This window comes from Pseudomonas allii, from assembly GCF_055380095.1.
In genome coordinates this window covers 968,228-993,566 of sequence record NZ_AP039450.1, presented here as the reverse complement: position 1 = coordinate 993,566, position 25,339 = coordinate 968,228, and the positions used below count along the sequence as shown (strand labels likewise).

The following is a 25,339-nucleotide window of genomic DNA, read 5'->3' as shown; positions in this document are numbered from 1 at the left end:
ACCGCGTCTGAAGGATCAGCTGCCGGCGACGGTCATCCGCTCGATCAACACCGAACCCGTGCGGATATTGCTACGCAACTCCAAGTCGTTTCCGACGGCAACGATCTGCTTGAACATATCGCGCATGTTGCCAGCAATCGTCACCTCTTGAACGGCGAACTGAATCTCGCCGTTTTCCACCCAGAAACCCGCTGCGCCACGGGAGTAGTCGCCCGTAACCATATTCAGGCCATGGCCCATCAACTCGGTCACCAGCAGGCCACGCCCCATGCGCCGCAGCAGCGCCGCCTGGTCTTCATCACCATGGGTAACGAACAAGTTGTGCACGCCGCCGGAGTTTGCGGTGCTTGGCAGGCCCAATTTACGACCGGCGTAAGTACCCAAGACGTAGGACACCAACTCACCCTTCTCGACAAACGGCTTGGCATATGTGGCCAGGCCGTCACCGTCGAACGCCGAACTCCCCATGGCGCGCATCAGGTGCGGACGCTCGTCGATGGTCAGCCATTCGGGGAACAGCTTCTGGCCGATCGCACCTTCAAGGAACGACGACTTGCGGTACAGGTTGCCGCCGGAAATCGCCCCCAGGAAACTGCCGAACAAGCCGCCGGCTAACTCCGCCGAAAACAACACCGGCACCTCGCAGGTTGGCACCGGGCGCGCGCCCAGGCGGCTAGCCGCACGCTGCGCAGCGCGCTGGCCAATGCTGACCGGGTCGGCCAGCAAATCGCCCTGGCGGTTCACGTCATACCAGTAATCGCGCTGCATCTGGCCGTTGGCCTCGGCGATCATCACGCAGCTCAGGCTATGGCGAGTGGACGCATAACCACCGATGAAACCATGGCTGTTGCCATATACGCGGCAGCCCTGATGAGTACTCAACGTGGTGCCATCCGCGTTCTTGATGCGGGCATCAGCGTCAAACGCGGCGGCTTCGCAGGTCAGCGCCTGCTCGATAGCCTGTTCGGGTGTGATGTCCCAGGCATGGAACAGATCAAAGTCTTTCAAGTCCTTGGCCATCAACGCTTTGTCGGCCAGGCCCGAGCTTTCATCCTCGGACGTATGCTTGGCAATCGCCAGCGCAGCCGCGACCGTCTCGCGAATCGCTTCCGGGCCACTGGCCGAGGTACTGGCCGAACCTTTGCGCTGCCCCACATACAGGGTGATACCAAAGCCCTGGTCGCGATTGAACTCAACGGTTTCCACTTCCCGCTGGCGCACCGACGTCGACAGCCCCTGCTCCAGCGACACCGCTACCTCACAGGCACTGGCCCCCTGACGCTTGGCCTCGGCAAGGATCTGCTCGACTTGTTCCTGCAGTGCCGGTAACGCTTGCGGACCGACGCTTTGGGCTGCACTCATGGTTTTCTCCACTCAAATTCTGCTTTCGGTTAAGGCCATCGAGCGACCGGGCCGGACAAGCGGCCCCCGACTGGTTATCATGGCGGCGTTTCTTTGCGGACTGCCACCATGGTTGATTCTTACGACGACTCCCTCGATGGGGAGAAAAGCAAAACCCAGGTCAAACGCGAGCTGCATGCGCTGGTTGACCTCGGCGAGCGCCTTACAACGCTCAAAAAAGATTTGATTGCAAAACTGCCTTTGACCGACGAAATGCGCCGGGCCCTGGCCGATGCGCCCAAGCACACCGCGAATATCGCGCGCAAACGGCACATCATGTTTATCGGCAAATTGATGCGCGATCAGGACATCGACGCCATTCTGACTTTGCTCAATCAAACCGATGCCTCCACTCGCCAGTACAACGAACGTTTCCATAATCTGGAACGTTGGCGTGACCGCCTGATCTCGGGCGATGACGCGGTGCTGGAGAAATTCGTGCTGGACTACCCGGACGCGGACCGCCAGCAACTGCGCTCCCTGATCCGTCAGGCCCAGCACGAGCTGGCGCATAACAAGGCGCCGGCCACCAGCCGTAAAATCTTCAAGTACATCCGTGAGCTGGACGAGACTCAACGCGGCCTGCGTTGATGCCCTTCCCCGGGTGGCGGCCTTCGCCACCCGAAGCTCCACCGCTTACGACCCCGTGCCACCCACGGTGATCGCATCAATCTTCAGCGTTGGCTGGCCGACACCCACCGGCACCGACTGCCCATCTTTCCCGCATGTGCCAACGCCGCTGTCCAGCGACAGGTCGTTACCGACCATCGACACCTTGCTCATGGCTTCCGGACCGTTACCGATCAAGGTTGCGCCTTTGACCGGCGCAGTGATCTTGCCGTCTTCGATCAGGTACGCCTCGCTGGTAGAGAACACGAACTTGCCGCTGGTGATATCCACCTGGCCCCCACCGAGGTTGGCGCAGTAGATACCGCGTTTCACCGAGGCGATGATTTCTGCCGGGTCGCTTTCGCCACCCAGCATGTAGGTGTTGGTCATGCGCGGCATCGGCAGGTGCGCATAGGATTCGCGACGGCCGTTACCGGTGCGGGCCACGCCCATCAGGCGGGCGTTGAGCTTGTCCTGCATGTAGCCCTTGAGCACGCCGTTTTCGATCAGCGTGGTGCACTCGGTCGGCGTGCCTTCGTCATCGACGCTCAAGGAGCCACGGCGACCGGCCAGGGTGCCGTCATCGACGATGGTGCACAGCTTGGACGCGACCATCTCACCCATGCGCCCGCTGTAGGCCGAACTGCCCTTGCGGTTGAAATCACCTTCCAGACCATGGCCGACCGCCTCGTGCAGCAGCACGCCGGACCAGCCCGAGCCCAGCACCACCGGCAATGTACCCGCCGGTGCCGGAATGGCTTCCAGGTTCACCAGCGCCTGGCGCAACGCTTCACGCGCATAGCCCATGGCACGGTCGTCGGTGAGGAAATAGCGGTAGTCGGTACGCCCGCCGCCGCCATGGCCACCACGCTCGCGACGGCCGTTCTGCTCGACGATCACGCTGACATTGAAACGCACTAACGGCCGCACATCCGCCGCCAGGCCGCCGTCGGTGGACGCCACCAGGATGCGCTCCCACACGCCAGCCATGCTTACGGTGACCTGCTGGATACGCGGGTCCAATGCACGGGTCGCGGCATCGACACGCTTGAGCAAGTCGACTTTCTCGGCACGGGTCATCACTTCCAACGGGTTGTCCGGCCCGTACAACTGGGTCACGTCCTGCGTGCTGAACGCCTGCACCGTGCCGTTCTGCCCGGCGCGGGAAATCGAGCGTGCGGCACGTGCGGCCAGGCCCAAAGCCTCCAGGGTTATCGCGTTGCTGTAGGCAAAACCGGTTTTCTCACCGGATTGCGCCCGCACGCCCACACCCTGGTCGAGGTTGAAACTGCCTTCCTTGACGATGCCGTCTTCCAGTGCCCAGGACTCGGAAATCTGGCCCTGGAAATACAGGTCGGCCGCGTCGATGCCCGGCCCGGCGAGATCGCCCAGCACGGTTTGCAAGCTTTCGATGGTCACGCCACCGGGCGCCAGGAGGTGATCACTGACTGAGGACAACAACTCGCTCATAGGTATGGCCTTAAATTCATCGTTCCGAAGCAGGCCGCTGTGCGCCCTGCGAGAAAAAGCGCCGATGGTTGACCACCGGCATGCGCGCCCGTATCGACGCCTGTTCACTGCTATCGCGCTCGGCCAGCAACACCGCTTCGCCTTGATCCTGTTGTGCCAGCACGCGCCCCCAGGGGTCGACAATAGCCGCGTGACCAAAAGTTTCCCGTGGTCCCGGATGCACACCCCCCTGGGCGGCCGCCAGCAGGTAGCACTGGGTCTCGATGGCCCGCGCGCGGATCAGCACGTCCCAGTGCGCGGCGCCGGTCACAGCCGTAAACGCCGACGGCGCCGTAATCAATTCAGCCCCCGCTGCACGCAGCTCGCTGTAAAGCTCAGGGAAGCGCAGGTCGTAGCACACCGTGAGGCCCAAGCGGCCGACCGGCGTGTCCGCCACCACCACATTGCCCCCGAAAGCATAGTCGTCGGATTCGCGATAACGACCGCGAGCATCGGCGACATCCACATCGAACAGGTGCAACTTGTCGTAACGGGCAACGACTTCGCCGCGATCATCGACCAGCAGCGAGCAGGCGTTGGACTTGGCGTGCGGCTGGCCCTTGGGCGGCAATGGCAAAGTACCAGCCACTATCCATAAGGTGAGGTCGCGAGCGGTCTGTTTCAACCATGGCAGGATCGGGCCTTCGCCCAGCGCCTCGGCGCGGCCGATATCGGCCACGTCACGACGGCCCATGGCGGCGAAATTTTCCGGCAGCACCGCCAGCTTCGCACCACCGGCAGCTGCTGCTTCCAGCAAGCGACGGGCCTGGGCCAGGTTGGCCAGCACGTCGCTCTGGCTGACCATTTGAATTACCGCAAAGGACATGGGCCAACACTCCACAAAGGGCATGGGGCCATGCTACTCCACAGCCTCTCAGTTTGGCTTTTCAAATGGCTTGTCGAAGGTGATTTTCGGGTCTTTCCACGGGCCTTCGACCTTGTACTGGACACTCGCGAAGCGTGAAACACGGTCACCGATCAACTTGTCGATCAGGAACAACGCGCCACCAATGGCCGGCGCACCTACGATCAAAGCCGCGATAGGCAGGTTGTTGGTCACCGGCAGCGTCACCAGCAGCTTGGCATCGACACGGTCAGCCACCAGGTCCAGGGTGCCGTTGAGTTCGAGGTTGCTCGACGGCCCCGTCATGGTGATCGGCTCACGGGTCACGAACACGCCATTGCTGGCGGCCAGCAGGCCTTTGACCCGGTCATAGCTCAAGCCCTTGCCGAGCAGGTCGGAGAAGTCCAGGCGCAACCGGCGCCCGATGGAGTTGAAGTTCAGCAGGCCGAACACCCGCAGGGCCTGGGCTCCGCCTTCCACTTCGACGAACTGGCCGTTGCGGAACGCCGCATCCAGGCTGCCGGAGAAACGCTTGGGCCCGACATAGGCCGGAGAACCAGGCCAACGTCCGTCCACATCCAGATGGAAATCCTGGCTGGTAACGGTCGGCGCATACCCCCACCCCTTGAGTACATCGCCAATATTCTTGCCGTCCAGGCGCCCCTTGTACCAGCTGCTGCTGTCTCCCGCCGCGCCCTCCCAGCCACCCGCACCCTTGAGCTGCATACCCTTGAGGCCCAGGTCCAGGTTGTTGAAGGCCAGGCCCTTGGCGGTCGGGCGGATTTTCAGCGACCAGGCGCCGATCAGGTCCGGGCCCTGGAACAATTGGTCAATGGCGATATCCAGCGCCGGAATATCCTTGGGGTCGATGTTCGCCAAGGGGTCCGGCGCGTTTTCATCCGCCTGCACCGAAGGGTCTACCGCCGGCAGCCTCACGTATTGCAGGTTGATCGCAATCGGCGCGCCCTTGGCGTCCGGCAGGTTGACCGTACCCTTGGCCTGCTGGCTGTCGAACTGCAAGCCCCATGCCGCTGGCTTGCGGTCCAGTTGCAAATTGACTTGATCGAACTGGGTGCCAAAACCGGTCAGCTTGCCCACCTTGAAGTCGGCACCGCTGAGCAATTGCTTGGCACTGCCGCCCGGGTCATTGCCCGCATAGCGATCCACCAGTTTTTTCCACGGATCGATATCCAGCTCCGACAACACCCCCCGAATGCGCAAGCCCTTGGCACCCGGCAACACGGCATCACCATCACCGAGGAACAACTCACCACGGCCATCATTGAACTTGTCCGGGGGCGCGGCAAAAGTGAAGTTGGCCAGCTCGCCATAATCAAACCAGTACCTGCGCTCGGCACCCTGCAAGGTCATGCGGAACACACTGTCACGCCCCTGGCTGGCGGGCATGCCGAATGGCGCCGGCAGGTCAACGGCCACGCCCTTGAGGTTGGAACTGACCATCAGTTGGCTGTCGGCGCCATCCAGGGTCAGTTGCAATTGGTACGGAATATCGCCGGACACCGGTAAAGGCTGGCTGATTTTCAACCAGTCCGTCAACCGCTTGACCGTAACCTGGCCCTTGGCATTCACACGGGTGCTGATATTGCCTGGTTTGCCATCGGCAACGATCTGCGCGGTGATCGGCCGATCAAACGCCTGGGCGGTGATGTTCTGGCCACTGAGGCCCTTGGTGCTGTCGAAACGGAACTCGCCCTTGAGCTGGGTCAGGTCCAGGGGCGGCTCGGCCAATTGCAGGCGCGCTTTGTCGGTTTTGAAGTCCACCACGATTTTTGGTTCGGTGCCCTTGGCCAACGGAATATCCAGGTCAAGGCTGCCTTGCAGGTCACCCTCGCCCTTCCAGCCGGCAAAAGTCGATGCAGTGCCGATCGGCGCGTCCTGGAGGATTTTCAAGCCGTCGCCCAAGCCACCGGCAAAACCGCCCGTGAGCATCAGATGACTGTCCTTGCCTGCAGGCGCGTGGGGAATATTGACGTAGATGTCCTTGACCTTGGTGTCGAGCAACTGGCCCTTGCTGGCCAGGATGCGCACGCCACTCTCCTCGACAAACACTTCACCGTTGACCTTGCTCACATGAGGCCAGCCCGGCTGGAACGCCAACTCGGCATCGTGCACCTTGAAGAACAGGCTGATATTGCGCGAAGCCGGCAGTGCATCGTGGTTCAACGAACCCTGATACTGGAAGAAGCCTTGATCCACCGCGCCCTTGAGAATCGCAGTACGCAGCCACTCATCCAGGGCGGGGCTCAACACCGCCGGCAGGTACTTGGGGGTGAAGCGCCCGTCGCCATCGACCATGCCGACCCGCAGGTCCATGTAGTCTTCCTGGTTGTGGTCAAAATGCAGGCGAATCAGGAAGTCGGCGGCAATCTTGCCCTCCTCGCCCAGCACCTTGATATACGGGGCGATCAGGGTGAAACCGTCTTTGTCCAACTTCCACGTCAGGCGTGCATTGGCCTGGAGGTACTGCCAGGGCTTGGCGAAGATCGGGTCGAGGTGCAGGGAAAAGTCCTTGCTGTCCATGCGCAACTCGCCCTGGCCCAGGTCGCCGCTGATACTGCCGGAAACGTTCCGCGCAGCCGGTGCGCCAAAATAGGCATCGAAGCCGATACGCTCGAGGTTGGCGGCGAAGCTGACTTTTTTATCGGTCGTGTCTTGAGGACGGAAATCCACCAGCACATTGCGCAGCAAGCCAGTGGCCTTGAGGTGCTCGACAGTCTTGGCAAAACCTTCCGGCAACGGCGCCAGGGCGTTGAGCAATGGCGTGATCGGCGTCAGGTCCAGGCGGTCGGCCTGGAGTTTCCAGGCTTCCAGGTCCTTGTCGGTCGCCAGGGTCTGCTGCAATTGCAGGCGTGATTCCCAGCGGGTCTCGCCCAGGTTCATCGCCAGCGAGTCGAAGAGCACATCGAGGCCGGTGTCACTGCGTTGCAGGTAGGCCGTAAGCGCGAGGTTTTCGATATGCACCGGTTTGCGCTCGGCGTAGTGGCCCTTCACTTGTGGCGAGTTGAGGCGCACTACTGCGCTTTGCACAGTGCCTTTGGCCCAGGTCAGCCAGAACTCACCGCCCGCCTTGAACTGCGTGAGCTTCCACTGTTTAGTCAGTTTTGCGGGGATCCACTTGGCCCAATCACTCTGAGGCAGGCTCAGATAAGCCAGGACCTCGCCGTCCTTCCACTGGCTGGCGCGGATGCGGGTGCGCAGGCTCATGGCAAGGGGCTGGCCGTCGGGCAGGGTCAAGCGTGCATCCAGGCGTTGGCGGGTGACGCCGGTGTGCAGGCTCAGACCGACATACGTCAAGGTCACCGGCGCCTGGTCAAACGGTTGCAGCGTCACCTGGCTGTCGAGCAGCGACACGCGCTTGACCTTCTGCATGTTCGTGAGCAACTGCTCCGGGTCCAGCGGCTGGTCGTCCTGCACCGGCAGGCCTTGCAAGGCCCATTTGCCGTCCTTGTCTTCCTTGACGCTGAGTTGCAGGCCACTGACTTGCAGGTGGGCAATGCGCACTTCGCGGGCCATCAGGCTGGCCCAGACATCGGGCACCACTTCAACCTGGTCCAGGCGCAAGGCACTGCTACCCTCGCCGACCATCACATCATGGGCCAGCAATACCGGCGCGAAGCCGCTCCAGCGGCCTTCGAGGCTGCCGATATGCAAAGGCATGTCCACGGCAGCCTGAGCCTTGGCCTCGACTTCGGCACGGTACTCAGCCACCAACGGCGTCAATTCACGCCCCAGGCTCACGTACACCGCCGCCAATACCAGCGACAAGGCGCAGAGGCCCAGCCCCCAACGGGTCAAAGCGGCAAAAAAGCGTATCAGACGCTCCATGTCAGGCGACCCTCAAGGCAGTAGTCAAACGGCAGATCAAGGCCTGCCTGTCTCATAAAAGGAAAGCGAATGGGGATCAGAGCAGCACCACGTCGTATTGTTCCTGGGAATACATGGTTTCAACCTGGAAGCGTATCGTGCGCCCGATAAAGCCTTCCAGTTCGGCAACGTTGCCAGACTCTTCGTCCAGCAGCCGGTCGACCACTTTCTGGTTGGCGAGCACTCTATAACCTACGGCCTGGTAGGCACGCGCCTCGCGCAGGATTTCGCGGAAAATCTCGTAGCAAACCGTTTCCGGGGTCTTCAACTTACCGCGGCCCTGGCAACTGCTGCACGGCTCGCACAGCACTTGCTCAAGGCTTTCGCGGGTGCGCTTGCGAGTCATCTGCACCAGGCCCAACTCGGTAATGCCGATGATGTTGGTCTTGGCGTGATCACGCTCCAGCTGTTTCTCGAGGGTCCGCAGCACTTGGCGCTGGTGCTCTTCGTCCTCCATGTCGATGAAGTCGATGATGATGATGCCACCCAGGTTGCGCAGGCGCAGTTGGCGAGCAATCGCGGTCGCCGCTTCGAGGTTGGTCTTGAAAATGGTTTCTTCGAGGTTGCGATGGCCCACGAACGCGCCGGTGTTGACGTCGATGGTGGTCATGGCTTCCGCCGGGTCCACCACCAGGTAGCCGCCGGACTTGAGCGGCACCTTGCGTTCCAGGGCTTTCTGGATTTCATCTTCGACGCCATACAGGTCGAAGATCGGCCGCTCGCCGGGGTAGTGCTCCAGGCGGTCGGCAATTTCCGGCATCAGTTCGGCAACAAATTGTGTGGTGCGCTGGAAGGTTTCCCGCGAGTCGATGCGAATTTTCTCAATCTTCGGGCTGACCAGGTCGCGCAGTGTGCGCAAGGCCAGGCCCAGGTCTTCATAGATGACGCTGGGCGCACCGATGGTCTTGATCTGGGCACCGATCTGATCCCACAGACGCCGCAGATAGCGGATGTCCATGAGGATTTCATCGGCGCCGGCGCCTTCAGCGGCGGTTCGCAGGATAAAACCGCCCGCTTCCTTGATGCCTTCGGCGGCCACGCAGTCGCTGACCACCTTCTTCAGGCGCTCGCGCTCGGCTTCGTCTTCGATCTTCAAGGAAATGCCGACATGCGCGGTCCGCGGCATGTACACCAAGTAACGCGATGGTATCGATAGCTGAGTGGTCAGGCGCGCGCCCTTGGAACCGATGGGGTCCTTGGTGACTTGCACCACCAGGCTCTGCCCTTCATGCACCAGCGCGCTGATGCTTTCCACAGCCGGGCCTTCACGCAGGGAAATTTCCGAAGCATGGATAAATGCCGCACGATCCAGGCCGATATCGACGAATGCCGCTTGCATCCCCGGCAATACGCGCACCACCTTGCCCTTGTAGATATTGCCGACGATCCCACGCTTCTGGGTGCGCTCAACGTGCACTTCTTGCAGAACACCGTTCTCTACCACCGCCACGCGCGATTCCATCGGCGTGATATTGATCAGAATCTCTTCACTCATGGCTGGGTCTCGTTCAGGCGTTTTCACAATAGTGACCAATCGCTTAAGGCTGGGCGCTGGGGAACGGCGATCAGCGCGCGGTAAGATTTTGCCAACAGGGTATGCCGAATTGATGGAGCAGTTGTGCGGTTTCGCACACCGGCAGGCCGACGACCGCCGAATAACTGCCATTGAGCCCGGCCACAAACACCGAGCCCAAGCCTTGGATAGCATAGCCGCCCGCTTTGTCCTGGGGTTCGCCACTGTGCCAGTAGGTTGTAGCCTCCTCGACAGAAATGTCGCGAAAACGTACACGACTGCTTACACAAACAATTTCGCAGCGCTGGCCGTCGGTGAGGGCAATGGCGGTGAGCACCTCGTGCTCACGCCCCGCCAGGGCCATCAACATCGCCAAGGCGTCAGCCTGGTCAACGGGCTTACCGAGGATCTGACCATCAACGATCACAGCCGTATCAGCCCCCAGCACACAGGCGCCAGACGTATTTGGGAGCACAGCAAAACCCGCCGCTGCCTTGCCGCGCGCCAGGCGCTCGACGTAGGAAACGGCGGATTCATTTGTAAGAGGGGTTTCATCAATAGCGGCGCTGACCACGGTGAAGGGCACACCGATCTGGGTCAACAGTTCACGCCGCCTCGGAGAGCCCGAGGCCAGGTAAAGCGAATTCATTGCAGACTCTCCCTGTGGGGCTCGATAACCAGGCAGAGCCTCGCAATCCATTCAATTGATTTTATAGCGACGACGCAACCCACGCAGACCAAAGCTGATCCATGGCCACAGCAACGCGCTGACCAGGGCCGGCAGCACCAGCGCGAGGGTCGGCTGACGGTTGCCGGTCAACGCGCTGAGCCAGAGTTGAACCAACTGCGCCAGGCCGAAGATCACCAGGATCACCAGGCACTGTTGCCACATCGGGAACATGCGCAAACGCTGCTGCAACGACAGCACCAGGAAAGTGATCAACGTCAGGATCAACGCGTTCTGGCCCAGCAAGGTGCCATAGAGCACATCTTCCGCCAAGCCCAGGAACATCGCCGTGACCATGCCGACTTTGTGCGGCAGGTTCAGCGCCCAGAAGGCCAACAGCAGCGCCAGCCAGAGCGGGCGCAGGATTTCCATGAACTGCGGCAGCGGCGAAACACTGAGCAACAAACCGATGGCAAAGGTCAGCCAGACGATCCAACCGTTACGCGAATGAGTACCGGCCATTATTCTTCCCTCTGCCGCGTGGTGGCCGCAGCGGCCGCTGGAGGCTTGGCAGCAGGCGTGGCGACCGGTGGTTTAGTCGCCGCCGGTTTGGCCGGACGAGCGTTGTGGGCGGCCGGCTTGACCGGTGTGGCCACGGGCGCGGCCGGGGTAGCGGCGGGTGCGGGCGGCCCTACGAATGCAGGCTTGGGCACCGTTGCAGGAACGATCGGCGCTGTACCGTTGCGCTTGTCTTCCGCTTCCTGGGCCTGGGCGGCGTCGTTGGCACGCTCTTCCGGGGTGCGGTTGTCACTGAATACCAGCAGCAGGTAGCGGCTGCGGTTCAGGGCGGCGGTCGGCACGGCACGTACAATAGCGAACGGCTGGCCGGAATCGTGGATCACTTCCTTGACCGTCGCCACCGGGTAACCCGCCGGGAAACGCTGGCCCAGGCCGGAGCTGACCAACAGGTCGCCTTCCTTGATATCCGCCGTGTCGGCGACGTGGCGCAGTTCCAGGCGTTCCGGGTTGCCGGTGCCGCTGGCAATCGCGCGCAGGCCGTTGCGGTTTACCTGCACCGGGATGCTGTGGGTGGTGTCCGTCAGCAACAACACCCGCGAGGTGTAGGGCATCAGCTCGACCACTTGGCCCATCAGGCCACGGGCGTCGAGCACCGGCTGGCCGAGGACCACACCGTCGCGTTCACCCTTGTTGATGATGATGCGATGAGTGAAGGGGTTGGGGTCCATGCCGATCAACTCGGCTACTTCGACCTTTTCATTGACCAATGCGGAAGAGTTGAGCAACTCGCGCAGCCGAACGTTCTGCTCGGTCAGGGCCGCAAGCTTCTGCATGCGCCCCTGCAACAGCAGGTTCTCAGTCTTGAGTTTTTCGTTCTCGGCGACCAGCTCGGTGCGGCTGCCGAACTGGCTGGCCACGCCCTGGAACAGACGTTGCGGCAGGTCGGTGATCCAGTAGGTCTGCATCAACACCAGCGACATCTGGCTGCGCACGGGCTTGAGCAGTGCAAAGCGGGCATCGACCACCATCAGCGCGACCGAAAGCACGACCAGCACCAACAGGCGTACGCCCAATGAGGGGCCTTTGGCGAAAAGCGGTTTAATAAGCCGCTCCTCCCAGGCAAATGTTCTCTTTATTCATACGGCATCTAACCGGCCTGGATGCAGATTGAAGAAGATAAACGCCAACAGGCAGCACTGCAAAGTGCTGCCTGCGGGCGAAACATGGGCTCATCAGCAAAGGCTTATTCGCTGGAAAGCAGGTCCATGGTGTGTTTATCCATCATTTCCAGTGCACGACCACCGCCACGGGCAACGCAGGTCAGCGGGTCTTCGGCGACGATCACCGGCAGGCCAGTCTCTTGGGCCAGCAGCTTGTCAAGGTCACGCAGCAAGGCGCCACCACCGGTCAGCACCAGGCCACGCTCGGCGATGTCGGAAGCCAGTTCCGGCGGCGATTGCTCCAGGGCACTCTTCACGGCCTGAACGATGGTGGCCAGGGACTCTTGCAGAGCTTCAAGCACTTCATTGGAGTTCAGGGTGAAGGCACGTGGCACGCCTTCGGCCAGGTTGCGACCGCGCACATCGACTTCGCGCACTTCGCCGCCCGGGTAGGCGGTGCCGATTTCCTGCTTGATGCGCTCGGCGGTGGATTCACCGATCAGGCTGCCGTAGTTACGGCGTACATAAGTGATGATCGCTTCGTCGAAGCGGTCGCCGCCGACGCGGACGGATTCGGCATACACCACACCGTTCAGGGAAATCAGGGCGATTTCAGTGGTACCACCACCGATGTCCACCACCATCGAACCGCGCGCTTCTTCAACCGGCAGGCCGGCACCGATCGCAGCCGCCATTGGCTCTTCGATCAGGAACACTTCACGAGCACCGGCACCGAGTGCCGATTCACGGATGGCGCGACGCTCAACCTGGGTGGATTTGCATGGAACACAGATCAGCACACGAGGGCTGGGCTGCAGAAAACTGTTTTCGTGAACCTTGTTGATGAAGTACTGCAGCATCTTCTCGCAGACACTGAAGTCGGCGATCACGCCGTCTTTCATCGGACGAATGGCAGCAATATTGCCTGGTGTACGGCCGAGCATGCGCTTGGCCTCGGTGCCGACGGCAACGACACTTTTCTGATTACCATGGGTCCGAATGGCCACAACCGATGGCTCATTCAGGACGATACCGCGCTCGCGCACGTAAATAAGGGTGTTGGCAGTGCCCAGGTCAATGGAAAGATCGCTGGAAAACATGCCACGCAGTTTCTTGAACATGGGAAAGGGACCCTAGGCAACGCGTGGGTAAAAAAGTGCGGCAAACTCTAACAACGACAGGGATTTTGGGCAAGGCGCCAATGTGCTAAATTGGCCGACTTTCTGTGCACCTAACCCCACAATCGCGGCCGTAAGACCGTAGAAATGCGGTAGTGTTCCGACAATCTAACACACGGACAGCCTCCGTTCTGTTTTCCACTGGAGATTCCCATGACGCTTGAACGCTCCGACGTGGAAAAAATCGCTCATTTGGCCTGCCTGGGCCTCAATGAAGTCGATCTTCCACAGACCACCGCCGCCCTGAACAGCATTCTCGGGCTGGTCGACCAAATGCAGACCGTGAATACCGACGGCATCGAGCCCCTGGCTCACCCACTGGAAGCCAGCCAGCGCCTGCGCGCTGACGTCGTGACCGAGAGTAATAATCGCGAGGCCTACCAGTCCATCGCGCCAGCGGTCGAAAACGGCCTGTACCTGGTTCCGAAAGTCATCGACTAAAGGGAAAGAGCCTGCAATGCATCACATGACTCTGGCCGAGATCGCCCGCGGTCTCGCCGACAAAAAGTTTTCTTCCGAAGAGCTGACCAAGACCCTGCTGGCGCGTATCGCCGAGCACGACACGAAGGTCAACAGCTTCATCAGCCTCACCGAAGAACTGGCCTTGAGCCAGGCCAAGGCCGCCGACGCACGTCGCGCCAACGGTGAAAATGGCCCACTGCTGGGCGCGCCGATTGCCCACAAAGACCTGTTCTGCACCCAGGGCATTCGCACCAGCTGCGGCTCGAAGATGCTCGACAACTTCAAGGCACCCTACGACGCCACCGTGGTGTCCAAGCTGGCTGCCGCCGGGGCCGTGACCCTGGGTAAGACCAACATGGACGAATTCGCCATGGGTTCGGCCAACGAGTCGAGCTACTACGGCGCGGTGAAAAACCCGTGGAACCTGGAGCACGTGCCCGGCGGTTCGTCCGGTGGCTCGGCTGCAGCCGTGGCTGCGCGCTTCCTGCCGGCGGCCACGGCCACCGACACCGGTGGTTCGATCCGCCAGCCTGCCGCATTCACCAACCTCACCGGCCTGAAGCCGACCTACGGTCGCGTTTCCCGCTGGGGCATGATCGCCTACGCGTCCAGCCTTGATCAGGGCGGCCCCCTGGCCCGCACCGCCGAAGACTGCGCGATTTTGTTACAAGGCATGGCCGGTTTCGATAAACAGGACTCCACCAGCATCGATGAGCCCGTGCCGGACTACAGCGCCAGCCTGAACACCTCGCTCAAGGGCCTGCGCATCGGCGTGCCGAAGGAATACTTCAGCGCCGGCCTCGACCCGCGTATCGCCGAACTGGTGCACAACAGCGTCAAGACGCTGGAAGGCCTCGGCGCGGTAATCAAGGAAATCAGCCTGCCGAACAACCAGCACGCGATTCCTGCGTACTACGTGATCGCGCCGGCAGAGGCCTCCTCCAACCTGTCGCGTTTCGACGGCGTGCGCTTCGGCTACCGCTGCGAAAACCCGAAAGACCTCACCGACCTGTACAAACGTTCCCGTGGCGAAGGCTTCGGCGCCGAAGTGCAGCGCCGCATCATGGTCGGCGCCTACGCCCTGTCGGCCGGTTACTACGACGCGTACTACCTGAAGGCGCAGAAAATCCGTCGCCTGGTGAAGAACGACTTCATGGCCGCCTTTGAACACGTCGACGTGATCCTCGGCCCAACCACGCCGAACCCGGCCTGGAAACTCGGCGCCAAGAACGGCGACCCGGTGGCTGCGTACCTCGAAGACCTGTACACCATCACCGCCAACCTCGCGGGCCTGCCGGGCTTGTCCATGCCCGCCGGTTTCGTCGATGGCCTGCCGGTCGGTGTGCAATTGCTCGCCCCGTATTTCCAGGAAGGCCGCCTGCTCAATGTGGCGCACCAGTACCAGTTGAACACTGACTGGCACACTCGCACCCCTACCGGCTTCTGAGGAGAACACTATGCAATGGGAAGTCGTGATCGGGCTGGAGATTCATACCCAGCTCGCCACCCAATCGAAGATTTTCTCCGGTAGCGCCACCACGTTCGGCTCCGAGCCCAACACCCAGGCCAGCCTGGTCGACCTGGGCATGCCCGGCGTATTGCCGGTGCTGAACCAGGAAGCGGTGCGCATGGCGGTGATGTTCGGCCTGGCGATTGACGCCGAAATCGGCCAGCACAACGTGTTCGCGCGCAAGAACTACTTCTACCCGGACCTGCCCAAAGGCTACCAGATCAGCCAGATGGAACTGCCGATCGTCGGCAAGGGCCACCTGGACATCCCTCTGGAAGACGGCACCATCAAGCGCGTCGGCGTAACCCGTGCGCACCTGGAAGAAGACGCCGGCAAGAGCCTGCACGAAGAATTCCCGGGCGCGACCGGTATCGACCTGAACCGTGCCGGCACACCGCTGCTGGAAATCGTCTCCGAACCGGACATGCGCAGCGCCAAGGAAGCCGTAGCCTACGTCAAGACCATTCACGCGCTGGTGCGCTACCTGGGTATTTGCGACGGCAACATGGCCGAAGGCTCGCTGCGTTGTGACTGCAACGTATCGATCCGTCCAAAAGGCCAGGTCGAGTTCGGCACCCGCTGCGAGATCAAGAACGTCAACTCGTTCCGCTTCATCGAGAAGGCGATCAACAGCGAAGTGCGTCGCCAGATCGAGCTGATCGAAGACGGCGGCAAGGTCATCCAGCAAACCCGCCTGTACGACCCGAACAAAGACGAAACCCGCGCCATGCGCAGCAAGGAGGAAGCCAACGACTACCGTTACTTCCCCGATCCGGACCTGCTGCCGGTGGTGTTGGAGGACTCGTTCCTCAACGACATTCGCGCCACCCTGCCGGAATTGCCGCAGCAGAAACGCGAGCGCTTCCAGGAACAGTTCGGCCTGTCGGTCTACGATGCCAGCGTCCTGGCCTCCAGCCGCGAGCAAGCCAACTACTTCGAAAAAGTCGTGAGCATTGCCGGTGACGCCAAGCTGGCGGCCAACTGGGTCATGGTCGAGCTGGGCAGCCTGTTGAACAAGCAGGGCCTGGAAATCGACGAAGCCCCGGTCAGCGCCGAGCAGTTGGGCGGCATGCTGCTGCGCATCAAGGACAACACCATCTCCGGCAAAATCGCCAAGACCGTGTTCGAAGCCATGGCCAGTGGTGAAGGCAGTGCCGACGAAATCATCGAGAAACGTGGCCTCAAGCAAGTCACCGACAGCGGCGCGATCTCGGCCGTACTGGATGAAATGCTCGCGGCCAACGCCGAGCAGGTCGAGCAATACCGCGCGGCAGACGAAGCGAAGCGCGGCAAGATGTTCGGCTTCTTTGTGGGCCAGGCGATGAAAGCCTCCAAAGGCAAGGCCAACCCGCAACAGGTGAACGAACTGCTGAAAAGCAAGCTCGAAGGCTGATAGCGATGAAGGGGCCGAGTCAGGTTTCATGCTCGGCTCGGACCAATGTGGGAGGGGGCTTGCCACCGATTGCAGAGTGTCAGCTGACGAATGTCTGGCTGATGCACCGCTGTCGGGGGCAAGCCCCCTCCCACATAAGTCCCTTCCACATTTGATAGGGGGATAACCTGGAAATGAAGCGTCTACTCGGCCTCCTGGCCCTGTTCTCCCTGTTGGCCGGCTGCGCCAGCGGCCTCATCGACCCCAACGGCTACGACGAAACCGGCACCGCGTCCTATTACGGCGCCAAGCACCACGGCAAGAAGACTGCCAGTGGTGAACCCTTCAACCAGAACGCCCTGACCGCTGCCCACCGGCGCCTGCCCTTCGGCACCCAGGTCAAGGTTACCAATCTCGACAATGACAGATCCGTGGTTGTCCGCATCAATGATCGCGGCCCGCATACCCGTGGGCGCTTGATCGATCTTTCACGCAAGGCCGCCGAACAGCTGGGTATGATCGGCAGCGGTACGGCGCGAGTTCGCGTGCAAGCCCTGAGTAATTGAAGACGGAGCCCTGGCCATTTTCGGATTAACCGCCCTCTCGCCCTGGAGCCTGCTGGAATTGGTCAGCGGCCTGGTGCTGCTGATCCTCGGTGCCGAAATCCTGGTGCGTGCCGCCGTGCGCCTGGCCGCCAGCCTCAAGGTGCGGCCACTGATCATCGGCCTGACCATCGTCGCCTTCGGCAGCAGCGCGCCGCAGATGACCGTCAGCCTGCAAGCCACCCTGGCCGGCAATACCGATATCGCCGTGGGCAGCGTGATCGGCAGCAGCATCTTCAACATCCTGGTGACCCTGGGCCTGTCGGCGTTGATTGTTCCCCTGCGGGTCTCACGCCAATTGGTGCGCCTGGACATCCCCGTGATGATCCTGGCCGGGCTGCTGGTGTTCACCCTGGCGGCCAACGAAGAACTCACGCCCATCGACGGCCTGATGCTGCTCGTTGCCCTGCTCGCTTACCTCGGCGTATTGCACTACCAGACGCGCCACTCCCGCCGCCCGCGCACCCTGGACACGGTGGCCAGCGCGCCCTGGCTGAGGAGCGTGCTGCTGATGCTCGGTGGTTTTCTGATCCTGGTGCTGGCCGGGCATCTGCTATTGGGTGCAGCGGTGGATGTGGCGAGCGACCTGGGCCTGTCGGAGCGTGTGATCGGCCTGACCCTGATCGGTGTCGGCACCTCCCTGCCCTGCCTGGCCACGTCGCTGATCGCCGCCTTGCGCGGCGAGCGGGACATTGCCGTGGGCAACGTGATCGGCAGCAACCTGTTCAATCTGCTCGGCGTGTTGGGGCTGACTGCCCTGCTTGCCCCTTCTCCGCTGTCGGTATCGCCCAATGCCCTGGATTTCGACCTGCCGGTGATGCTCGGCGTGGTGGTGCTGTGCCTGCCGGTGTTCTACACCGGTTACCGCGTAACCCGCGCCGAAGGCCTGGTGCTGCTGGGCCTGTACCTGGCGTATGGGCTGCACGTGATGGCGTTCACCACGGGCATGCCGCTGGCCACCAAGCTTGAACACCTGATGCTGTACTACGTCCTGCCAGTGCTGGTGGCTTTCCTGTTGTTCAGCACGCTGCGAGCCTGGCGCCGCCAACACAAGAGGGAACCGCAATGACCGATCAGAAGAAGCCCGGGGTGGAAATGCGTCGTCAGGTCATGGGCGACGCGTTCGTCGACCGCGCCCTGGGCAATGCGACCGAGTTCAGCCAGCCGTTGCAGGACTTCGTCAACGAACATGCCTGGGGCAGCGTGTGGAACCGCGAAGGGTTGCCGCTGAAGACCCGCAGCCTCATCACCCTCGCCGCCCTGACCGCGCTCAAGTGCCCACAGGAACTGAAGGGCCACGTGCGCGGCGCACTGAACAACGGTTGCACCGTGGAGGAAATCCGCGAAGCACTGCTGCATTGCGCGGTGTATGCCGGCGTGCCGGCGGCGATTGATGCGTTCCGTGCCGCCCAGGAAGTGATCGACGCGTATCAGACAGATCAGCAGTGACGGTCAGATAGCTATCGGGGGCAAGCCCCCTCCCACTTTGACTGTGCTCGCCCGTCCAATGTGGGAGGGGGCTTGCCCCCGATTGGCCCTCACAGGCACCCGAGCGTTCAGATCCAACCCCCCGCCTGCAACACAAAGATCCCGATATTCGTGGTCACCGCCGCCATCAAGGTGGTGATCACGATAATCGCCGCCGCCAGTTCATGATTGCCCTCGGCCGCCCTGGCCATCACGAAGCTCGCCGCGGCCGTCGGTGCGCCGAAGTACAGGAACAGAATCCCCAACTCCGGCCCGCGAAAGCCCAGCAGCCACGCGCCCAGGGTGGCGATCACCGGCAGCCAGACCATCTTCATCAGGCTCGCGCTCAACGCCATGTTGCCGCTCTTGCGCAAAGCCGCCAGTGACAAGGTGCCGCCGATGCAGATCAACGCCAGCGGCAATGTGGTGTCCGCCAGGTACTGCGCGGACTTTTCCAGCCAACCGGGCAGGCCGATCTGGAAAAAGGCGAATGGCGCCGCCGCGATCACGCTGATGATCAATGGGTTGGCCAGCACACTCTTGCAGATGCTCCATGGGTCGGACTTGATCACCGGGCTGTACACCGCCAGCACGATGGTCGACAGCGTGTTGTAGAACAGGATCACCAGCGCCGCGAGGATCGCGCCGAGGGAGATGCCGTAGTCGCCGTACATGCTGGCGGCCAGCGCCAGGCCGATTACACCGTTATTACCGCGAAACGCCCCCTGGGTGTAGATGCCCCGGTCTTCACGCGGGCAACGAAAGATCGCCCAACCCCAGGCCAGGGCAAAGCTGAGCAAGGTGGCGACGGCAAAATAGATCAGCAAGCCCGGCTTGAGCGCCGAGTGCAGGTCGGCATGCAGGATGCCGAGGAACAGCAGCGCCGGCATGGTGACGTTGAACACCAGGGACGAGGCCGTGTGGATAAAGTTATCGTTGATCCAGTGGATGCGCTTGAGCAACACACCGAGGAACAGCATGGCAAACACCGGCGCGGTGATGGTGAGGGTGGAGAGGAAAATTGCCAGCATGCCGGGGAGAACCTTGGTGAGCGTCGTTAGGTGGCTAATGATAAGCCAGTGTAGGCCGCTTCGTCTGGTCTACCGCTATCGGGGGCAAGCCCCCTCCCACCTCTGACGGTGCTCACCGTTCAAAATGTGGGAGGGGGCTTGCCCCCGATGCAGGCGACTCGGTCTCAGGTAATAGGCGCCGGGTTGAACAAGGTGATGTCGTTGTGCAACTTGTGGTGTTCCGCCCACGTCTGCTTCTTGCCGCTGGCCACATCCAGATAGAAGTGGAACAACTCCCACCCCAGCTCCTCGATAGTCGCACGCCCGGTGGCAATGCGCCCGGCGTCGATATCGATCAGGTCCGGCCAGCGCTGCGCCAGCTCCGTGCGCGTCGACACCTTCACTACCGGCGCCATCGCCAGGCCGTAAGGCGTGCCACGCCCGGTGGTGAACACATGCAGGTTCATCCCCGCCGCCAGTTGCAAGGTGCCACACACAAAGTCACTGGCCGGCGTCGCGCAAAAAATCAGGCCTTTGCTCTTGAAGCGCTCACCCGGCCCAAGCACGCCGTTGATCGCGCTGCTGCCTGACTTGACGATCGAGCCCAGGGACTTCTCGACAATATTCGACAACCCGCCCTTCTTGTTGCCCGGCGTGGTGTTGGCACTGCGATCCGCCTCGCCCTTGGCCAGGTAACGGTCGTACCAGTCCATTTCCCGGACCAGCTCCTGGGCAACTTCCTTCGTCTCTGCACGCGAAGTCAGCAAATAGATGGCATCCCGTACTTCAGTGACCTCGGAAAACATCACCGTCGCCCCGGCCCGCAGCAACAAGTCCGAGGCATAGCCCAACGCCGGGTTGGCGGTGATGCCGGAAAACGCATCACTGCCGCCGCACTGCATGCCCAGGATCAACTCGGACGCCGGCACGGTTTCGCGGCGGCGCTGGTCGAGTTTCTTCAAGCGCGTCTCGGCCAGTTCCATGATCTGCTCGATCATTTCGGTAAACCCGTGGCTGGAGTCCTGCAGGCGATACAGCCAGGGCTCACTCAGGTCGACCGAGCTGTCGTTGTCGTGCATCACCTGCCCGGCCTGCAATTTCTCACAGCCCAGGCTGATCACCAGGGCTTCACCGCCCAGATTCGGGTTGCGCGCCAGGTTGCGCACGGTGCGGATCGGAATGTAGGCGTCCGTCGCGGTGATCGCCACGCCGCAGCCATAGCTGTGGGTCAGCGCCACCACGTCATCGACGTGCGGGTACTTGGGCAGCAACTCGTCCTTGATGCGCTTGACCGCATGGTCCAGCACGCCCGTGACGCACTGCACCGTGGTGGTGATCCCAAGGATATTGCGCGTGCCCACGGTGCCGTCGGCGTTGCGATAACCCTCGAAAGTAAAGCCCTCCAGCGGTGCCTGGGTCTCAGGCACCTCGGTGGACAGCGGCAAGCTGTCCAGTGGCGGCGCGGTGGGCATGCGCAGTTGATCTTCCTGCACCCAGCTGCCGCGTGGAATCGGCGCCAGGGCGTAACCGATGGTCTGGCCGTAGCGAATAATCTGGCCGCCTTCGGGGATATCTTCCAGGGTCACCTTGTGGCTCTGGGGGATGAAATCCACGGTCACCAGGCCGTCCGGGAACTCGGTCCCGGCCGGGACGCCCTGGTCATTGACCACGATCACCACGTTGTCGCGCTCGTGCAAACGAATCGAGCGCGGCGAGTCGGCATGTTCAATCAACTGCATTACATCGCCCCTCAGGAATGCGCTTCGGTTAGGTTGGTCAACTCAGGCCCCTTGCTTGGCGGCTCTTTGAGTACTACGCGCTTGATCGGGCCGACGATGACCAGGTAGCTGAACACCGCTACCAGTGCGTTGGCGCCGACGAACACCAGGGCCCACTTGAAGGAGCCGGTGGTGCTGATGATGTAGCCGATGACAATTGGGGTAGTAATCGAAGCCAGGTTACCGAAGGTGTTGAACAAGCCGCCACTGAGGCCGGCGATTTGTTTCGGCGAGGTGTCGGACACTACCGCCCAACCCAGTGCGCCAACGCCCTTGCCAAAGAAAGCCAAGGCCATGAAGCCCACCACCATCCATTCGATATCCACGTAGTTGCACGCCACGATGCTGCTGGAGATCAGCAGGCCACCGATGATCGGCGCCTTGCGGGCGAAGGTCAGGGAATGGCCCTTGCGCAGCAGGTAATCGGAAATCACCCCGCCGAGCACGCCACCGATAAACCCGCAGATTGCCGGCAACGAGGCAATGAAACCGGCCTTGAGGATGGTCATGCCACGGTCCTGCACCAGGTACACCGGGAACCAGGTGAGGAAGAAGTAGGTGATGCCGTTGATGCAGTATTGGCCCAGGTACACGCCGAGCATCATGCGGTTGGTCAGCAACTGGCGAATGTAATCCCACTTCGGCCCGTCGGTTTTCTTGCCCTTGCCTTTGTCCTGGTCCATATCGACCATGGCGCCGTTGGCCGCGATGTGGTTGAACTCGGCTTCGTTGATCATCGGGTGCTGGCGCGGGCTGTGGATAACTTTCAGCCAGATCAGCGAGAAAATGATGCCGATCACGCCCATCACGATAAACACGTGCTGCCAGCCGAAGCTGTAGACGATCCAGCCCATCAGCGGCGCAAACAACACGGTGGCAAAGTATTGCGCCGAGTTGAAGATCGCCGACGCCGTACCGCGCTCGGCGGTCGGGAACCAGGCGGCCACAATCCGAGCGTTGCCGGGGAAGGATGGCGCTTCGGCCAGGCCCACCATGAAGCGCAGCATGAACAGTGCAACCACGGCGGTGGAGACCCCGAACTCACCGACATAGCCTTGCAGCACAGTGAACAGGGACCAGGTGAAGATGCTCAGGGCATAGACTTTTTTCGAGCCGAACCGGTCCAGTAGCCAGCCACCGGGAATTTGCCCGGCCACGTAGGCCCAACCGAATGCGGAGAAGATATAACCGAGGGTGACCGCGTCGATGCCGAGGTCTTTTTGCAGGCTGGAGCCTGCGATGGCGATGGTAGCCCGGTCGGCGTAGTTGATCGTGGTCACCAGGAACAGCATGAGCAGGATCAAATAGCGGACGTGGGTCGGCTTGGTCGCTTGCATGTAGAAGTACTCCCACTAATTATTTTTTTTGCGGGTAATGGTTTTCTGTTTTTAGTGTGGGAGCCGGCAGGCATCCGGCTCCCACAAGGTGATGCGTGTTACGAACCGATGTAGCTGGTTTTCACCACGGTGTAGAACTCTTGCGCATAGCGACCTTGCTCACGCGAACCATAGGATGAGCCTTTACGGCCACCGAAAGGAACGTGGTAATCCACACCGGCAGTCGGCAGGTTGACCATCACCATCCCGGCCTGTGAATGACGCTTGAAGTGGTTGGCGTACTTGAGCGAGGTGGTGGCAATGCCCGCCGACAGGCCGAACTCGGTGTCGTTGGCCATGGCCAGCGCCGCTTCGTAGTCCGCCACGCGCACCACGTTGGCCACCGGGCCGAATATCTCTTCACGGCTGATACGCATCGCAGCTTCGCTGTCGGCAAACAGCGTCGGTGCCAGGTAGTAGCCTTCGGTGTCGCAGGTTACCAGGCCGCCACCGCTGACCAGCCGTGCACCTTCGCTCTGGCCGATGTCGATGTACTTGAGGTCCTGGTCCAGTTGGGCCTGGGAAACCACCGGGCCGATGTCCGTACCGCTCTTGAGGGCATGGCCGACCTTGATCGACTTCATGCGCTCCGCCATGGCCGCAACGAACTGGTCGTGGATGCCGGCGGTCACGATCAAGCGGCTGGAAGCGGTGCAGCGCTGGCCCGTGGAGTAGAACGCGCTCTGCACCGACAGCTCGACGGCCTGCTTGAGGTCGGCATCGTCGAGGATAATCTGCGGGTTCTTGCCGCCCATCTCCAACTGGACTTTGGCCTGGCGTGAGACGCAGCTGACGGCGATCTGGCGCCCAACACCCACAGAACCGGTGAAACTGATGCCATCGACCTTCGTGCTGTTGACCAGCACATCGCCAACCACGCGACCGCTGCCCATCACCAGGTTGAATACACCGGCGGGGAAACCGGCGCGGGAAATGATTTCGGCCAAGGCCCAGGCACAGCCCGGCACCAACTCGGCGGGCTTGATCACCACGCAGTTGCCGTAGGCCAGGGCCGGGGCGATCTTCCAGGCGGGGATGGCGATCGGGAAGTTCCACGGCGTGATCAGGCCGACCACACCCAGGGCTTCGCGGGTCACTTCAACGTTGACACCCGGACGTACCGACGGCACGTAGTCGCCGGACAGGCGCAGGCATTCACCGGCGAAGAATTTGAAGATGTTACCGGCGCGGGTCACTTCGCCGATGGCTTCGGGCAAGGTTTTGCCTTCTTCACGGGCCAGCAGGGTGCCGAGTTCTTCGCGGCGGGCGAGGATTTCGCTGCCGACTTTATCCAGGGCGTCATGACGCGCCTGAATGCCGGACGTCGACCAGGCCGGAAATGCAGCACGGGCAGCATCGATGGCAGCGTTGACCTGGGCAACATCAGCCTTGGCGTATTCGCCAATGACATCGGACAACTCCGACGGGTTGAGGTTGACGCAATAGTCGGCACCGGCCACCCACTGGCCATTGATGTAGTTATCGAAACGTTGGGCTTGGGACACAAATCTTCTCCTGACGCAAAAGGCCGCTGATTGCTCAGCGGCCTTGTAGATAGGTTATTGCGCGCCTTGCTTGTCGATCAGCGCGGCCAGGGCTTCGTATTCTTCCGGCAGCAGGTCGGTCAGCGGCGTGCGCACCGGGCCTGCGTCGTAGCCGGCGATTTTTGCACCGGCCTTGACGATGCTTACCGCGTAACCGGCCTTGCGGTTACGGATGTCGAGGTACGGCAGGAAGAAGTCGTCGATGATCTTGGAAACAGTGGCGTGATCGTCCTTGGCAATCGCGTGGTAGAAGTCCATCGCGGTTTTCGGGATGAAGTTGAACACCGCCGAGGAGTACACCGGCACGCCCAGGGCCTTGTAGGCAGCGGCGTAAACCTCTGCCGTCGGCAGGCCGCCGAGGTAGCTGAAACGGTCACCCAGGCGACGGCGGATCGACACCATCAACTCGATGTCACCCAGGCCATCCTTGTAGCCGATCAGGTTCGGGCAGCGCTCGGCCAGGCGTTCCAGCAGCGGCGCAGTCAGGCGGCAGACGTTGCGGTTGTAGACCACCACGCCGATCTTGACCGACTTGCACACCGCTTCAACGTGGGCGGCAACGCCGTCCTGGCTGGCTTCGGTGAGGTAATGCGGCAGCAGCAGCAGGCCTTTTGCGCCGAGGCGTTCGGCTTCCTGGGCGTACTCGATGGCCTGGCGGGTCGAACCGCCGACACCGGCGAGGATCGGCACGCTGGTAGCGCAAGTATCAACGGCGGTTTTCACCACCTGGGAATATTCGCTGGCGGCGAGGGAGAAAAACTCACCGGTGCCGCCGGCAGCGAACAAGGCAGTGGCGCCGTAAGGGGCGAGCCATTCCAGGCGCTTGATGTAGCCCGCCTGGTGGAAGTCACCCTGGGCGTTGAAATCGGTCACCGGGAAAGACAGCAGACCGTGGGAGAGGATGGACTTCAGTTCTTGTGGATTCATTATTCG

Annotated in this window: 21 protein-coding genes; 7 read left to right on the top strand and 14 right to left on the bottom strand. The window is 61.6% G+C overall.

What is annotated here, in order from left to right:
- Positions 1 to 15 precede the first annotated feature (15 nt).
- Positions 16 to 1,362 carry a metalloprotease PmbA gene (gene pmbA / locus ACZ445_RS04395; RefSeq protein ID WP_058422999.1) on the bottom strand — a complete coding sequence of 449 codons (1,347 nt, stop codon included), beginning with the start codon at positions 1,360 to 1,362 and terminating at the stop codon, positions 16 to 18.
- 108 nt (positions 1,363 to 1,470) lie between these two features.
- Here pmbA and yjgA point away from each other — a divergent pair, with 108 nt between their 5' ends.
- Positions 1,471 to 1,992, top strand: a complete 522-nt coding sequence (gene yjgA, locus ACZ445_RS04390) for a ribosome biogenesis factor YjgA (protein ID WP_464704806.1) — start codon at positions 1,471 to 1,473, stop codon at positions 1,990 to 1,992.
- A gap of 45 nt (positions 1,993 to 2,037) precedes the next feature.
- Here the strand turns inward: yjgA and tldD are convergent, their stop codons facing one another.
- The 8 genes from tldD to mreB all read right to left on the bottom strand — a co-directional run bounded on the left by tldD (position 2,038) and on the right by mreB (position 13,228).
- Positions 2,038 to 3,480 (bottom strand): metalloprotease TldD, encoded by a 1,443-nt coding sequence (tldD, locus tag ACZ445_RS04385; RefSeq protein ID WP_058423001.1) that lies wholly within the window; start codon positions 3,478 to 3,480, stop codon positions 2,038 to 2,040.
- A 16-nt stretch (positions 3,481 to 3,496) separates the two neighbouring features.
- Positions 3,497 to 4,345 (bottom strand): carbon-nitrogen hydrolase family protein, encoded by an 849-nt coding sequence (locus tag ACZ445_RS04380; protein WP_058423002.1) that lies wholly within the window; start codon positions 4,343 to 4,345, stop codon positions 3,497 to 3,499.
- Positions 4,346 to 4,393: 48 nt separating this feature from the next.
- Positions 4,394 to 8,209, bottom strand: coding sequence for a YhdP family protein (locus ACZ445_RS04375; protein WP_464708013.1), 3,816 nt, complete (start codon positions 8,207 to 8,209; stop codon positions 4,394 to 4,396).
- A gap of 76 nt (positions 8,210 to 8,285) precedes the next feature.
- Positions 8,286 to 9,743 (bottom strand): ribonuclease G, encoded by a 1,458-nt coding sequence (gene rng / locus ACZ445_RS04370; RefSeq protein WP_058423004.1) that lies wholly within the window; start codon positions 9,741 to 9,743, stop codon positions 8,286 to 8,288.
- A 70-nt stretch (positions 9,744 to 9,813) separates the two neighbouring features.
- Complete coding sequence (locus tag ACZ445_RS04365; RefSeq protein WP_058423005.1) at positions 9,814 to 10,410, bottom strand: Maf family protein; 597 nt, start codon at positions 10,408 to 10,410, stop codon at positions 9,814 to 9,816.
- A 51-nt stretch (positions 10,411 to 10,461) separates the two neighbouring features.
- A complete protein-coding gene (gene mreD / locus ACZ445_RS04360) occupies positions 10,462 to 10,950 on the bottom strand; it encodes a rod shape-determining protein MreD (protein ID WP_058423006.1) in 489 nt (162 codons plus the stop codon).
- Positions 10,950 to 12,050 carry a rod shape-determining protein MreC gene (gene mreC, locus ACZ445_RS04355; RefSeq protein WP_081049218.1) on the bottom strand — a complete coding sequence of 367 codons (1,101 nt, stop codon included), beginning with the start codon at positions 12,048 to 12,050 and terminating at the stop codon, positions 10,950 to 10,952. The genes mreD and mreC overlap by 1 nt, the downstream gene beginning before the upstream one ends.
- Positions 12,051 to 12,190: 140 nt before the next feature.
- Complete coding sequence (gene mreB / locus ACZ445_RS04350; RefSeq protein ID WP_002555108.1) at positions 12,191 to 13,228, bottom strand: rod shape-determining protein MreB; 1,038 nt, start codon at positions 13,226 to 13,228, stop codon at positions 12,191 to 12,193.
- Positions 13,229 to 13,438: 210 nt separating this feature from the next.
- Between mreB and gatC the strand changes: the two genes are divergently transcribed.
- From gatC to ACZ445_RS04320, 6 genes are all read left to right on the top strand, one after another.
- Positions 13,439 to 13,726 (top strand): Asp-tRNA(Asn)/Glu-tRNA(Gln) amidotransferase subunit GatC, encoded by a 288-nt coding sequence (gene gatC / locus ACZ445_RS04345; RefSeq protein ID WP_464708012.1) that lies wholly within the window; start codon positions 13,439 to 13,441, stop codon positions 13,724 to 13,726.
- 16 nt (positions 13,727 to 13,742) lie between these two features.
- Complete coding sequence (gatA, locus tag ACZ445_RS04340; RefSeq protein ID WP_464708011.1) at positions 13,743 to 15,194, top strand: Asp-tRNA(Asn)/Glu-tRNA(Gln) amidotransferase subunit GatA; 1,452 nt, start codon at positions 13,743 to 13,745, stop codon at positions 15,192 to 15,194.
- Between the two features lie 10 nt (positions 15,195 to 15,204).
- On the top strand, positions 15,205 to 16,650 hold the full coding sequence (gene gatB, locus ACZ445_RS04335) for an Asp-tRNA(Asn)/Glu-tRNA(Gln) amidotransferase subunit GatB (protein ID WP_106805151.1): 1,446 nt from the start codon (positions 15,205 to 15,207) through the stop codon (positions 16,648 to 16,650).
- Between the two features lie 173 nt (positions 16,651 to 16,823).
- Positions 16,824 to 17,195, top strand: coding sequence for a septal ring lytic transglycosylase RlpA family protein (locus tag ACZ445_RS04330; RefSeq protein WP_058423011.1), 372 nt, complete (start codon positions 16,824 to 16,826; stop codon positions 17,193 to 17,195).
- Positions 17,196 to 17,253: 58 nt separating this feature from the next.
- Positions 17,254 to 18,300 (top strand): calcium/sodium antiporter, encoded by a 1,047-nt coding sequence (locus ACZ445_RS04325; protein WP_464708010.1) that lies wholly within the window; start codon positions 17,254 to 17,256, stop codon positions 18,298 to 18,300.
- The gene (locus ACZ445_RS04320) at positions 18,297 to 18,680 is read left to right on the top strand and encodes a carboxymuconolactone decarboxylase family protein (protein ID WP_058423012.1); all 384 of its coding nucleotides are present in this window, start codon (positions 18,297 to 18,299) and stop codon (positions 18,678 to 18,680) included. The genes ACZ445_RS04325 and ACZ445_RS04320 overlap by 4 nt, the downstream gene beginning before the upstream one ends.
- A gap of 107 nt (positions 18,681 to 18,787) precedes the next feature.
- Here the strand turns inward: ACZ445_RS04320 and ACZ445_RS04315 are convergent, their stop codons facing one another.
- The 5 genes from ACZ445_RS04315 to kdgD all read right to left on the bottom strand — a co-directional run bounded on the left by ACZ445_RS04315 (position 18,788) and on the right by kdgD (position 25,333).
- Entirely contained in the window at positions 18,788 to 19,729 is a 942-nt protein-coding gene (locus ACZ445_RS04315; protein WP_464704801.1) for an AEC family transporter, read from the bottom strand.
- A gap of 164 nt (positions 19,730 to 19,893) precedes the next feature.
- Positions 19,894 to 21,447 carry a galactarate dehydratase gene (gene garD, locus ACZ445_RS04310; protein WP_058423014.1) on the bottom strand — a complete coding sequence of 518 codons (1,554 nt, stop codon included), beginning with the start codon at positions 21,445 to 21,447 and terminating at the stop codon, positions 19,894 to 19,896.
- An 11-nt stretch (positions 21,448 to 21,458) separates the two neighbouring features.
- Positions 21,459 to 22,823: an MFS transporter gene (locus ACZ445_RS04305; protein ID WP_248486156.1), complete on the bottom strand. Its 1,365-nt coding sequence runs from the start codon at positions 22,821 to 22,823 to the stop codon at positions 21,459 to 21,461.
- A gap of 98 nt (positions 22,824 to 22,921) precedes the next feature.
- Positions 22,922 to 24,367 carry an aldehyde dehydrogenase family protein gene (locus tag ACZ445_RS04300; protein ID WP_058423016.1) on the bottom strand — a complete coding sequence of 482 codons (1,446 nt, stop codon included), beginning with the start codon at positions 24,365 to 24,367 and terminating at the stop codon, positions 22,922 to 22,924.
- Positions 24,368 to 24,421: 54 nt separating this feature from the next.
- On the bottom strand, positions 24,422 to 25,333 hold the full coding sequence (kdgD, locus tag ACZ445_RS04295; protein ID WP_016976228.1) for a 5-dehydro-4-deoxyglucarate dehydratase: 912 nt from the start codon (positions 25,331 to 25,333) through the stop codon (positions 24,422 to 24,424).
- Between the last annotated feature and the right edge of the window lie 6 nt (positions 25,334 to 25,339).

What these genes read in the sequence shown, in the direction of transcription:
- pmbA (WP_058422999.1), bottom strand. Translation starts at nt 1,362, where the DNA reads ATGAGTGCAGCCCAAAGCGTCGGTCCGCAAGCGTTACCGGCACTGCAG.
- yjgA (WP_464704806.1), top strand. Translation starts at nt 1,471, where the DNA reads ATGGTTGATTCTTACGACGACTCCCTCGATGGGGAGAAAAGCAAAACC.
- tldD (WP_058423001.1), bottom strand. Translation starts at nt 3,480, where the DNA reads ATGAGCGAGTTGTTGTCCTCAGTCAGTGATCACCTCCTGGCGCCCGGT.
- ACZ445_RS04380 (WP_058423002.1), bottom strand. Translation starts at nt 4,345, where the DNA reads ATGTCCTTTGCGGTAATTCAAATGGTCAGCCAGAGCGACGTGCTGGCC.
- ACZ445_RS04375 (WP_464708013.1), bottom strand. Translation starts at nt 8,209, where the DNA reads ATGGAGCGTCTGATACGCTTTTTTGCCGCTTTGACCCGTTGGGGGCTG.
- rng (WP_058423004.1), bottom strand. Translation starts at nt 9,743, where the DNA reads ATGAGTGAAGAGATTCTGATCAATATCACGCCGATGGAATCGCGCGTG.
- ACZ445_RS04365 (WP_058423005.1), bottom strand. Translation starts at nt 10,410, where the DNA reads ATGAATTCGCTTTACCTGGCCTCGGGCTCTCCGAGGCGGCGTGAACTG.
- mreD (WP_058423006.1), bottom strand. Translation starts at nt 10,950, where the DNA reads ATGGCCGGTACTCATTCGCGTAACGGTTGGATCGTCTGGCTGACCTTT.
- mreB (WP_002555108.1), bottom strand. Translation starts at nt 13,228, where the DNA reads ATGTTCAAGAAACTGCGTGGCATGTTTTCCAGCGATCTTTCCATTGAC.
- gatC (WP_464708012.1), top strand. Translation starts at nt 13,439, where the DNA reads ATGACGCTTGAACGCTCCGACGTGGAAAAAATCGCTCATTTGGCCTGC.
- gatA (WP_464708011.1), top strand. Translation starts at nt 13,743, where the DNA reads ATGCATCACATGACTCTGGCCGAGATCGCCCGCGGTCTCGCCGACAAA.
- gatB (WP_106805151.1), top strand. Translation starts at nt 15,205, where the DNA reads ATGCAATGGGAAGTCGTGATCGGGCTGGAGATTCATACCCAGCTCGCC.
- ACZ445_RS04330 (WP_058423011.1), top strand. Translation starts at nt 16,824, where the DNA reads ATGAAGCGTCTACTCGGCCTCCTGGCCCTGTTCTCCCTGTTGGCCGGC.
- ACZ445_RS04320 (WP_058423012.1), top strand. Translation starts at nt 18,297, where the DNA reads ATGACCGATCAGAAGAAGCCCGGGGTGGAAATGCGTCGTCAGGTCATG.
- ACZ445_RS04315 (WP_464704801.1), bottom strand. Translation starts at nt 19,729, where the DNA reads ATGCTGGCAATTTTCCTCTCCACCCTCACCATCACCGCGCCGGTGTTT.
- garD (WP_058423014.1), bottom strand. Translation starts at nt 21,447, where the DNA reads ATGCAGTTGATTGAACATGCCGACTCGCCGCGCTCGATTCGTTTGCAC.
- ACZ445_RS04305 (WP_248486156.1), bottom strand. Translation starts at nt 22,823, where the DNA reads ATGCAAGCGACCAAGCCGACCCACGTCCGCTATTTGATCCTGCTCATG.
- kdgD (WP_016976228.1), bottom strand. Translation starts at nt 25,333, where the DNA reads ATGAATCCACAAGAACTGAAGTCCATCCTCTCCCACGGTCTGCTGTCT.